This window comes from Litorivivens sp. (assembly GCF_057445395.1).
Genome location: NZ_JBVBUV010000017.1, coordinates 1 through 11673 on the forward strand (window position 1 = coordinate 1; position 11673 = coordinate 11673).

10 protein-coding genes are annotated in these 11673 nt (G+C 51.3%); 2 read left to right on the forward strand and 8 right to left on the reverse strand.

Annotation, left to right across the window (positions count from 1 at the left end):
* Nucleotides 1–786 (forward strand): hypothetical protein (locus tag AC222A_RS07165; protein WP_486774799.1); only part of this gene is annotated, 786 nt, incomplete at its 5' end.
* Nucleotides 787–885: 99 nt separating this feature from the next.
* Here AC222A_RS07165 and AC222A_RS07170 read toward each other — a convergent pair.
* The 3 genes from AC222A_RS07170 to AC222A_RS07180 all read right to left on the reverse strand — a co-directional run bounded on the left by AC222A_RS07170 (nt 886) and on the right by AC222A_RS07180 (nt 4444).
* Complete coding sequence (locus AC222A_RS07170) at nt 886–3063, reverse strand: TcfC E-set like domain-containing protein (RefSeq protein WP_486774800.1); 2178 nt, start codon at nt 3061–3063, stop codon at nt 886–888.
* A gap of 148 nt (nt 3064–3211) precedes the next feature.
* The gene (locus AC222A_RS07175) at nt 3212–3733 is read right to left on the reverse strand and encodes a hypothetical protein (protein WP_372749557.1); all 522 of its coding nucleotides are present in this window, start codon (nt 3731–3733) and stop codon (nt 3212–3214) included.
* A gap of 135 nt (nt 3734–3868) precedes the next feature.
* Nucleotides 3869–4444 (reverse strand): hypothetical protein, encoded by a 576-nt coding sequence (locus tag AC222A_RS07180; RefSeq protein ID WP_372749558.1) that lies wholly within the window; start codon nt 4442–4444, stop codon nt 3869–3871.
* Between the two features lie 258 nt (nt 4445–4702).
* Between AC222A_RS07180 and AC222A_RS07185 the strand changes: the two genes are divergently transcribed.
* Nucleotides 4703–5437 (forward strand): fimbrial biogenesis chaperone, encoded by a 735-nt coding sequence (locus AC222A_RS07185; RefSeq protein ID WP_372749559.1) that lies wholly within the window; start codon nt 4703–4705, stop codon nt 5435–5437.
* Here AC222A_RS07185 and AC222A_RS07190 read toward each other — a convergent pair.
* The 5 genes from AC222A_RS07190 to bcp all read right to left on the reverse strand — a co-directional run bounded on the left by AC222A_RS07190 (nt 5434) and on the right by bcp (nt 11663).
* On the reverse strand, nt 5434–6486 hold the full coding sequence (locus AC222A_RS07190) for a patatin-like phospholipase family protein (RefSeq protein ID WP_372763717.1): 1053 nt from the start codon (nt 6484–6486) through the stop codon (nt 5434–5436). The genes AC222A_RS07185 and AC222A_RS07190 overlap by 4 nt on opposite strands.
* A 5-nt stretch (nt 6487–6491) precedes the next feature.
* Nucleotides 6492–6878 carry a nucleoside triphosphate pyrophosphohydrolase family protein gene (locus AC222A_RS07195; RefSeq protein WP_372748905.1) on the reverse strand — a complete coding sequence of 129 codons (387 nt, stop codon included), beginning with the start codon at nt 6876–6878 and terminating at the stop codon, nt 6492–6494.
* Nucleotides 6878–9940: an efflux RND transporter permease subunit gene (locus AC222A_RS07200; RefSeq protein ID WP_372748904.1), complete on the reverse strand. Its 3063-nt coding sequence runs from the start codon at nt 9938–9940 to the stop codon at nt 6878–6880. Before AC222A_RS07200 ends, AC222A_RS07195 begins: the two co-directional genes overlap by 1 nt.
* Nucleotides 9937–11121: an efflux RND transporter periplasmic adaptor subunit gene (locus AC222A_RS07205; RefSeq protein WP_372748903.1), complete on the reverse strand. Its 1185-nt coding sequence runs from the start codon at nt 11119–11121 to the stop codon at nt 9937–9939. The genes AC222A_RS07200 and AC222A_RS07205 overlap by 4 nt, the downstream gene beginning before the upstream one ends.
* A gap of 68 nt (nt 11122–11189) precedes the next feature.
* Nucleotides 11190–11663, reverse strand: a complete 474-nt coding sequence (gene bcp / locus AC222A_RS07210; protein ID WP_372748902.1) for a thioredoxin-dependent thiol peroxidase — start codon at nt 11661–11663, stop codon at nt 11190–11192.
* Between the last annotated feature and the right edge of the window lie 10 nt (nt 11664–11673).

An 11673-nucleotide genomic window follows, 5' to 3' on the forward strand; every position in this document is an offset into this window, starting at 1 on the left:
GTGTGGGGCGCCGATTCCGGCACCAATGTAACCAAAACGGAAACCTTCTATCGCGATGCGATTACGTATCGCTACCGCGTGCGGGTACACCCCATTCCGCCCGACGGTCTGTACACCTCCTGGGACTACAACCGCAGTGCCATGGTGCCAGTTCCGGGTGAAAACGTAGAGGAAGGTCGCTACTTCACGGTGTTGCGCCCGCAGGGCGTACCGATTGACGGTATCAACGACGAGTTCGGCCAGATTGACAGCCTGTTTGGCTCGCCGGCCTTCTTTGATGCGCCTGATCCCACCTTTAACTTGGCGCTCGGTTTTGAAAACTGGGAACAGGTTTCAGGCAAGGGCGACAGCGGCTCACTGGTGTATATCTTTGAGTTGAAAAACGCTCAAGCTTTGGCCAACCCCTTGATCGTGCCCTACTACAGAGATGACGCCTGCCTCGATGACGGCACCGGCGATGATCCGGTGGCCCGGCCGTGGCCCGGTGAAACCTCTACCGACTCACGGGTAATCAGCGGCTACGAACAGGCTAACGACGGTACGCCCTATGAGCAGTTGCGCTGTGACCAACGCCAAGGGGCTTTTGGCGCACACGGCATTCACTACTTCTTTACTCACGATAGTGACAACGCTTTTTCCCCTGCGCCAATCACAGAGATTGATGGTCAGCAATGGCAGTTTATGGTGCCAACAGATACGCCGCACAATGTTGCTGAGCCCTACGCAAATACTGTGCGATCAAGGCTCATCCCAGTTGCCACGCCACTGATCGCACCAACTAATTAGTCGGCGTATCGCACAATATTGAGGAGGAGCCCTGCCAGAGGGCGCACTAACCGCGCTCTCTGGCTCAAGCATTTTTCAAAGTAGAATGGGTTTCAGCTACTACAGAGAACACCGGACTAACCCCAGATCAATAACCGGCTGAGCATCTTGTATGTCCACCGGAATATCACAGGCTCTACCATCTACGCTGAATTCAATTAGAGGGGAGTCTGTGGCCAGATCTACAGCAAAAAACCCATTATTTTCAGTAACATCAGAACCCCGACTGGTTTTCACGATCACCCGCGTATCTTCGGCTTTACCCTCAAAGCTAACCTGCCCAAACACAGGCAGCACCCGAATACCGACCCACTCCAGGACCGGAACATGCCCTGGATACAAAACAACCTGTTTTTCCGTGGAATCGTATTCAAGCGCCGCACCTGACCTGGAAGAAACACTAACGTTATACACCCGGTACGGTTGCAGTGGGATAAACTGAACACCGCCTGACGTCGTTACGATATGGCGCGCTCCATCGACAGTAATAACGACAGGTGACTGATGCTCAGATGGCAGCGAGACCAAGATACCAGAGCCCAAATCCGCTCCATCAAACATTCTGACCCCAGCTTTAGATACGTTAAAAGCTGTATTGAAAATACCGGAATAGGCTGTAGTAGTATTTTCACCAGAGCTGACATTCAGCGACGACACATGCCTAAAGCGCTCGTGCGAAAGATCAATATCAGCACCCAGGTTTTTTCGTTCACCCCGCTGCTCTAATTGTGCAGCGTAGCGAAGTGAGTCCAGGGTCTTGAATGAATCCCGCCGACCTGACAGCCCTACAGCATGTTGAAACTCGTCGTCCTCGCGATCACGCCAACCGGCCCGCGCCCAATAGGCACCAGAGTTGCCGGAAAATGTGAGGGTAACGGAAACACTTGCACTTAACTTGCTTCTTTCATCATAGGCAAGCGACGACGACACGGAGAGCGCGGAATCTCGCCCTATTCGCTTGGATATATAGGCTGAAAGACTACTGTAAATTGTGTCATCGAGGTCTGATTCAAGCTTTCTGACATTGGCTTGTAACGACAGGGATTGAAAATGGTAGCCATACCGCACCCCATATTCTCTCGCCCTGATATTAAATCGTCGAAATTCGGGCAACTCGCTGCTTGCTCCCGGATCACCTTGCGTCCAGGTGAGGCCATAGGAGCCATGAGGAGTTCGATAAGACGAATTCAATGCAAACGCTCTATAACCATCGTCGGCCTGCAAGAGCGAAACATCACCGACCATATTTTTGCGCAACCAGCGGTGCGACATCTGGAACGAGCGCCAATAGTGATTGGAGAGGTATTCAGCTTCTAGGTAATTGGCATCATTCAATCGAAACCCATAGCCCCAGCGCAGAAATTCGGAACCCTCGACACTGGCGAATTGATTGACGTCAGTAATGAGCCCCGCATCCATCCGGAACACAGATTCGCCAACCGGAGGCAGAGTTGACGATTTTGAGAAGAAGCGAGTGTCTTCCTGAACGACCACATCGTCTACGAATATTTTCACATGGATGTCGTAGGCGCCCACAGGCAAATCAGACACATCAAGGCTATTATTTCCAGTGGGATAATATTTGACACTGAGCAGCCTTCCGTCACGATAGATTTCGACGCGTGAGCGCTGCGGCATAAAGTATTCGAGCTGCGTCGCCCCTACCTGCTCAAGATCAAGCCTGAGATCATTGGTTGTCTGTAGCCCGGCACCATATATCAGGCGGCCCGGCGTTAAACTATTACCCGGCAGTTCGTAGCGACCAAACAAAAATCGTTCTCTTTTTCGATCACTTGAAAAATAAACACTACGGGCATAATAGCTCTCGGAATCGGTTTTTCCGAGCTGTGCAACTAAACGTTTGTCGCCGCTACTAAACACCTGATCCATAAAAAGATTGTATGAAGAGAGATGCCCCTGACTCTGATCGATGTAGGAATACAGAGCGCTGACACGGGACAAATACGATGGAGTACCGGAGTAACCCGGCAGATAGTCATCCAATTCAACGTCATGGACCGGTAACAGAGAGGGGGCAATAAAAACCTGCACCGCAAACAGCTCGCTATCAAAGGTAAAAATAATCTTTTCCGCACTCTGCTCAAAGCAGCGGCTGATATTTCCTGCATTGCAGGCGTTTGGTGACAGATAGCGAATCGGGCGTGACAAGTACTCCCTGATATAGGCTCTATCGAGAGTCTCCGGCAACTTCTGCTCAAGCAACTCGGCATCAAACAACGTTATCTGCTGTTCGTCATACTCAGCTAATACCGACTCCACAAACTGCTCACCGTAGAATACGTCGAGGTAGACAACTTCTTGGGCGGAAACACAGGGCGGTAACGCTGAGAAAATGGGAAGGATTATAGAAAGCAGGCTGCGCGACTTATTCGACAGCGATAAGAATTTCCAAAACGTCGCTATAGGCCCCTGCTTTCGCGGCGTCAAGATCTGCCTCAGCCACCAGGACCTTGAGGAAGGGGCGCTCGGAAGCTTCGGTACCATTACTGCAATCGGCTGAACGGGAGGACGTGGACTGCCCCGCCAGCGATTGACCACTGACAAGCTCTTGATAACCCGCGCCACTATTCCAGTGCACGCTGTAATCCAGCATGCGGTTATTCGCACCCAGCATGCTGAATCGACTGCCGCCTTCAGTGGTAGTTGCAGTAATGTTATAGCCACCTGTACTAGACCAAACACAAACAGCCTGCTCCCCGGACATTGGGCCGGCACCGGACCAGTTTCCCAACACAAACGGCTCAATCTGCGTCACGAGCACCTGTGCGGGGATACTAATACTGACAGTCGTTGTTGCTGTGGCAGAATTCGTCTGGGCCAAGCCATTCGGAACACTCAACACCACCAACATCACGAACCATAGGCTGATCAGCCTTCGGACCACCATTTACCACTTACCTTGCGTCTAGGGTTATATCCATAAAACCAACGCAGCACCGGCAAGTCAAGCGCTGGGCGACTCAAATAAAGGCGTTCAAAGCGATGGGGGCAGGCGCGGATACACGCCTGCCCGTTATGACGCTTACTCTGGTGAAACGGTGATATTCAGTTCAGCAGAATAGTTACCTACTCGCGCTGCGTAGAGGTCACTAGCGGCAATGGACACACCAATGGTGGTATTGGTGCAGTTTTTATTCGTCGCCGTGGTAACCAGACCCGTTAGATCCGTGTTGTAAGTCACCGATTGCGCCGTATTGGACTCATCGGTCCAGGTTAACGAGAACGGCAGCGGCGCCAAGGTGAGATCTTCGTGGCCGGTAGCAGCCGTGGCCTCCAGGTCGAATTCAGTAGTTCCCGATGCCGACGTATTGTCAGTGATTTTAACCTTGTAACCTTCCGTAGATGACCATACACAGAAAGACGCACTGGTTTCACTGATATCACTTTCGCTGGCATTCCAGCCGTCCAATGCGGTATCCAGATTTACCTCTGTCAGACCGGCAATCTGAACCTTCTCTTTGACAGTGCCCTTAACATCGACCTTGCCATTGGAAGTAGCGCCTTTACTGCCGTCGGTAGTAGCTGCGAATGAAGTGCCGCAGATAGCGACAAGAGAAATAGACAGAATAGAACGGGAAAAATGCTTGGAAGCACTCATCAACACAACCCCTTAATTGTAGTCCTGCATCATGCAATGACACGTTTATTAGAAGTTGAGTAAAATGTAGTGGCCGCCATACATGGTAGAGCTTACTCGGTACCCTACCCCCTCTCCTTAAGGAGCACGGGAAAATTAGCACTACAAAATCACACTGTCAATACTTTGTGTCATAGCAATTACTAAACTGAATCCGCCCCCCAGATACGATCTTGGGTGCTATGATGCGTACAACGATAATAGATACCGCAATAATCCATGCATCTGAAAAATATCCCCCTCTATCTACTTCTTTGCTCATTGACCATGCTTTCTGCGCCACCACTCAATGCAGAAATCACGCTGGACCAGAGCGTCATCGACGTGATCGCCGGGTCTACACGCAGAGCGGATTTCCACGTCTACAACCGCGGTAATTCCACACAGTCAGTTCAAATTGAAGTATACAAAGTCTTGTTCCCGGGACAGCCGGAAGAGCAACGGGTAACACTCAGCAACCCGAGAGAAATGGGAATGATCGCCACCCCGCGGCAATTTGATGTTGAGCCACAGGGGCGGCGCAAAGTGCGCCTGTCGTTTTTGGGCATTCCAGAAGATACCGATGCAATCTATCGCGTTGTGGTAAAACCGCGCCAGATAGCAACGCCAAAGGACGATCAAAAAGCCCCGATTGTTTCCATTGTGTTCAATTACGAGGTTCTGGCTGTTTACCGTCCACCGTCTCCCGTTAGCGCGCTCGAATTTTCCCACACTAACAATGGTTTGACGTTTACCAATACCGGCAACAGTAACTTTTTGCTCTATGTTGGCAGGGAATGTCGCTCCAAGCAGGCACCGGACTGCAAGGTGTTGCCAACTAAACGCATCTACGCTGGCGCTTCACATACCTATATGATTGATGACGACACGCGGCACGTATCCTTTCTGGTAAAAGATCATCAGGAGCCACGCGCAATTACCCTCTGCGGAAACCCCTTAACCTACTGCGATTAAAGCGGCTCAATCATGCTGGCAATATCCTGTCGCTGAATTCTCTGCGCCAGAAAGTCAGCCAACTCTTCGCTGCGCTGTGCCACCAGCCGCCAGTCGCGAAATCGGCCGGCATCGTCATTGCGGTAGCCTTCGAAATCTTTTCGATCAGGAATTTTACGGTTTGGTAGTGTGGCTATCCACTCATCTGAGGGGTGAATCACCAGTGTATTTTCAAGGAAGCGGGGTTTACGCCAGGGGACAAATTTATCCAGCCAACCGGGAATCAGCAGCTTCGAAAAATGCGGCATCAACACAATACCGCTATTACTCAATGGTAGGTCCATGTGGTAATCCACCATACCGCCATCGCGGTAATTGCCAGACTGCCCCTGTACCTTTACCGCCTCCATCACAAAGGGAATGGAACCACTAGCGAGCAAGGCAGACGGTAGATTGGCAGCGGTCAGCTCTGGCAACTGTGTACTGAAACCGGGAAACGCAGCTAGAGATAAGACACCCTCTCGCGGATCTGCAAACACATGCCGCTCAAGAAAAGCGCCAAGCAAAGGGCGGCGCAGCGTATTGAGCGCCATTGCAGCGCCAAACCCTATCCCCATCGGCACTACTGCATCTTTGCCCGTCCAACCTCTACAGAGAGCCGTTACGATGTGCAGCCGCGCCCAAGGATGCTCGAGAATGTCACTGACACCCGTTGCACCTAACAGGTCTGACACCAGACGGGTCGCAGTCTGAGTAACCTGCCGGTAGCTTGGTTTACCCACGTAGGCCTGCTCAATGTAGAGATTTTCCAAGCGATCAATAGCAGCTTTCGGATTGCTCTGCGCGAGCGCCGCAAACCGCCAGCTACCAATGGATGCGCCCACCATCGGTAGCGGGGCCTTCCTCTCACCAAGCCAATCGGCAAGCATACGATCGATACCAGCCAGCACCAGCCATTTGGGTCCGCCGGCAGCGCCAGCCAATGCAGCTATATCCTGCAAGTGCAGACCATTCTGCTCGATAAAACGGCGCGCCTTCGGGCCCGCCCTAAAGCGAAGGGGAGAACTCACTACAGCTATTGCTCCAGGATTTTCCGCTCTGTGTCGAGGTCGCGATTAACGGCGTCGAATTCGGTAAATTTGTTAGGGTAGCGCGCACGCAATTTTTCGATATTTACTCTCATTGCGTGCTCAAAGCTGGCTTTATCACCAACGTCCACTTTGAGTTCATCCATAAGAATAGCGATATACCAGAACACATCACCAATCTCTTCAACCAGATTCACTTTATCCAGTGGCGTGCCATAAAAGATATGACGCTTAACCGCATCAGTCAGCTCACCGGTTTCAGTCTGCAGCCCCATCAGCGCATGAAGAATGCGCAAATTAACACGAGATAACTGCTCTTCACTGGGTTGCGATTCTGTTTGCAGCGCCTGCTGTATATATTCATCACCTTTCATTAAACGGTCTCCTGATAGTTTTCACTGATAATGGGGTCGGGTTTGCGCACTCGGGCGAAAAAGGTATAAAGCACTGGCACAGCAAACAGCGTAAACACGGTACCTATCGACATTCCTGCCGTGATGACCAGACCGATACTATAGCGGCTTTCTGCACCCGCACCGGTCGCAGTCAGCAGCGGCAGCACGCCAAACACCATCGCGGCGGTCGTCATGAGAATGGGACGCAAGCGCACTGCTGCAGCGCGCTTTGCGGCTTCACGAATACTCAAACCTTCGGATTCCTGCAGATTATTGGCAAAGTCGACTATAAGTATGCCGTGCTTACTGATCAGCCCTATCAATGTAATCAAGCCAATCTGGCTGTAGATATTCATGGTGGACAGACCAACGGCGAGCGGAATCAATGCGCCGCATATCGACATGGGCACACTGATGAGCACGATAATCGGATCCCTGAAACTCTCAAACTGGGCTGCCAGTACCAAGTAGATCAGGAGTACAGAGAACCCGAAGGTGGCAACCAGTACATTGCCCTCGTCCAGAAATTGGCGCGATTGCCCCATGTAATCATGGCTGAATCCATCCGGCAATACCCGTCCGGACAGCTCATCAAAGTAATCGACCGCCTGCCCCATGCTCACACCGGGTGCCAGCATTGCGCCAATATAAGTCGCATTCAATTGTTGAAACTGACTTAGCTTGTTAGGCGACGCCCGGAGCGTTGTAGTAACAAAAGTTGAAAGCGGCACCATAGTGCCATTGGCCGCAGGCACATAGTAATTGTTCATCGCTTCCGGATTCAGTCGGAACTGGGTATCTGCCTGAGCAATGACCTTGTAACTGCGTTCTTCCACACTGAATCGACCACTGTTAGCTTCTCCCAAATAGGTAGATAGCGTCTGCCCTATGGCCTCCATTGAAACACCCATTTCGCCGGCAATGGATCGATCGATGCTGAGCACGAGCTCGGGCTTGTTAAACTTCAGATCTTGACTAACGTAGGTAAACAAACCACTGGCCTGCGCTTCTTCACGTATCCTATTGGCAACTTGAAACAGCAACTCATCAGACAGCGTAGAAGTGAGCACGTATTGCATGGGCAGACCGCTGGCGGCGCCAGGCAAGGGTGGGAAGTTGTATGTATAAAGCTGCAGACCTGTGACCTTATTGAGATCGGCAAGCAGCGAATCCTGAATTTCCTTGGCGCTGCGCTCACGATTTTCCCATTCCGACAGCAGCACCAACGAAAAGACACTGGAATCAGACACCCAGAAGAAGCTGCGCTCCCGCTCCGGTATCGCCGCGATTGGCTTCTCCGCCTGCGCGACGTATTTTTCCATGTAGTCAGCATTGGCATCGATGGGGCCAACACCGGTAACAACCACAACGCCATCATCCTCCTGAGGTGCCAATTCCTGAGCAATGGAGTCGTAAAGAAAGTAAATACAGGCGAGGATAATTCCGCAGAACATCACTGTGAGCCAGCGCATTTTAATGGCTTCATCCAGCGCTCGCAGGTAGAGCTGAGTCAGACCATCGAGCACCGAATTAACCCCACGAGCAAAGCGTCCCACTTCAAGTTGCTCTGGCAACATCCGCGAGCACATCATGGGCGACAGGGTAAGTGCCACCACGCCCGACACGACAACAGCCGCTGCCAGCGTAAACGCAAACTCGGTAAACAACGCCCCCGTGAGCCCTTCCAGAAAACCTACAGGTCCGTATACGGCCGCGAGCGTAAAGGTCATGGCTATAACCGGAAAAGCGATTTCGCGCGCACCTTTAAGGGACGCCTGATAGCGCGACTCCCCCTCTTCCATATGGCGCTGAATATTTTCCAGCACCACTATCGCATCGTCGACCACCAGCCCAATCGCCAACACCATCGCGAGCAAGGTCAGCAGATTGAGGGAGAAACCCATCATCAACATCAACACCATCACGCCGATCAGCGATAGCGGAATCGTGACCACAGGTACCAACACGGAGCGCAAGTTACCCAAGAAAATCAGGATAACCAGCACCACGATGGCGCTGGCTTCCACTAGGGTTTTCAACACTTCATTAATCGAGCGCTCAATAGATACCGTGGTATCAAAAACCACTTCCATTTTCAGCTCTGGCGGCAACTGCTTTTCCAGTTGAGGCAAGGCCTGACGAACATTCTCTGCCACTTCAACCGGGTTCGCCGCAGCCGCAGCCGTGGTCTGAAGAAAGACAGTACGCTTGCCACCGTAGCGAATCACATCCCGGTAGTGCTCAGCGCCGAGCTCTACTCGTGCAATATCACGCAAGCGGATCAATGTCTGACCATCGCCACGAATGACAATATCGTTAAACTCTTCCACCGTATTTAGGTCGGTATCGGCTGTCACAGAAATACGGACAAACTCACCTTCAATTTTTCCCGCTGCGCTCTGGTAATTGTTGCGCGCCAGCGCACTTTCTACGTCTTGGGTGGAGATACCCAGAGACGCCATACGATCACTGTCCAACCAGATACGCATGGCAAAGGTTCGCTTACCGCGAATTTGAGCCCTACTGACACCTTCAATCGTGGTAATTTCCGGCAACACGACCTTGCTCAAATAATCGGTAATCTGCTCCTGACTCATTACATCACTAACAAAACTGATGTACTGCAGAATATCGCCTGTGGCGCCTTCCATTTTTTCGACCAGCGGGTTCTCTGACTCCCTAGGCAGCTCACTTTTAACCTTGTTGATCTTGGCGCTCACCTCAAGAAAAGCTGAGTCCACATCGTAGTCCGGCAACAGGAAAGCCGTAACGGTAGAGGTGCCGTCAGTGCTCGTGGCTGTCAAATAGGAAATCCCCTGGGCAGAACTCAAGGCCGAGAGGACTGGGGTTGTTACAAATCCTTTCATCAACGATGCTGAGGCACCAGGATAAACCGTGGTAACGTTGATTGCCGGGTAGGTTATTTCCGGGTACTGCCTCACCTGCAAACTGGTAAAAGCCTTCATACCCGACACCAGCAGTAACAGGCTGAGTACGGTTGCCAGCACCGGACGGCGAATAAAGATATCGGTAAAATTCATAGGCCGTCTTCTGATCCGGGAGCGATAACTTCTACGCGCGTGCCATTATTCAATTTGAGCTGCCCGGCGGTAACCACCAATTCACCCGCCGCGACACCTTCTTCTATGGCCACACGGTCACCTTGACGGGCACCAAGCTTAACGTAACGTCTGCTGACCACCAGCCCTCGTTCAGGAGGAGTCTCCATCTTATGAATGCTGGACAGATCAATCGTCATCCCCAACAGCTCTATGGTGGTGTCTGGCTTTTTCAGGTTGAGCTCTTGTTCCGATACGACAAACACCGAATCGCCATACAGTGAATAGCTGACCGAGGTTTGCGGCACCGTGGTAACTGACTTCTGTTCGTCCAGCACCACATTGACGTTGGCAAACATACCAGGCACAACCGTTCCCAAATCATTGAGGAAACTCCCCTGCACCTGAATGTTGCGGGTGGTTTCATCGACCTTCGCATCGATGGATGAAATCGCAGCTTCAAAAACGCGGCGCCCAAAGGCAGTTACGGTAAAACGCAGCTTTTGGCCGACAAACAGTTTTGGCGTGTAGTATTCAGGCACATTGAAGTTGATCAATAGTTCGTCAAGCGCTTGAAGGGTAACAATCTTGTCGCCGCTGTTGACGAATTCACCCACATTTACCTGGCGAATCCCCAACCGGCCAGCAAAAGGCGCCTTGATTTTTTTCTGAGCAATGATGGCTTGTGTGCGCTCTACCTGGGCTTTCATATCCGCCAGCTGGGCTTCGACCTTGTCGAACGCTGTACGGGAAATGGCATTGCTTCGCATCAGCCGCGAATCACGATCGTAATTTATCTTCGCCAGACGATATTGCGCTTTAAAGCTTTTCAGGTTTGCCTGTTCAACGTCATCGTCAAGCTGAATGAGAACGTCACCCTCTTCGACATTCTGACCCGACGCAAAATAGATTTCTTTTACGAGCCCGCCGACCTCGGTGGTAATGTCTACGCCATTCACGGCTTTCACCGTACCCACGGCAGACAATGTGGTGTCCCAGTGATCGTCCCTTGCGGGCTCGGCCTCTACACCAACAGGTGGTGGTATATAGGCCGCCACAAAACTGTCAACCATTCGATCGCGAAATTCAATCCAACCAAACACGGCTCCAAACACAATGCTCAGGGTAAGCAGTGTGATGGCTGTGTACATAAATTTTTTCATGGGGCTACCCGGTTAATTTCGCGATGCCTGAGGCACTGTTTGCGCTGAAAAACTACAGCGTTTGCGGTTTAAAGGTTTTGTTCCACCCATGCCACAAGGTCTTCGTGGTGAGTCTTGGTTTTGAACTTGTCGAGAATATATTTTAACCGGCCATCTTTGCCGATAATAAAAGTGGTTCTGACCGTACCCATATTTTCCTTGCCCATAAACTTCTTGAGTTGCCAGCAGCCATATTTATCAATGACGGCATGATCCTCGTCGGACAAAAGTGTAAAGTTCAGGTCGTATTTCTCTTGAAACTTTTTGAGTTTGGCTACGGGGTCAAAACTTACTCCCAACACAACACAATCGCGCTTGGCCAGCTCGGCTTCGGTGTCACGCAGACCGCAAGCTTGCGTGGTACAACCCGGTGTCATAGCGCGCGGATAAAAATACAAAACGACATTTTTCTTATCACGAAAATCTTTCAATGAAACCTTATTGCCATCCTGATCTTTCAGGCTAAAGGCAGGGGCCAGATTGCCAACTTTGGGAAATGTCATCGTATGCTCC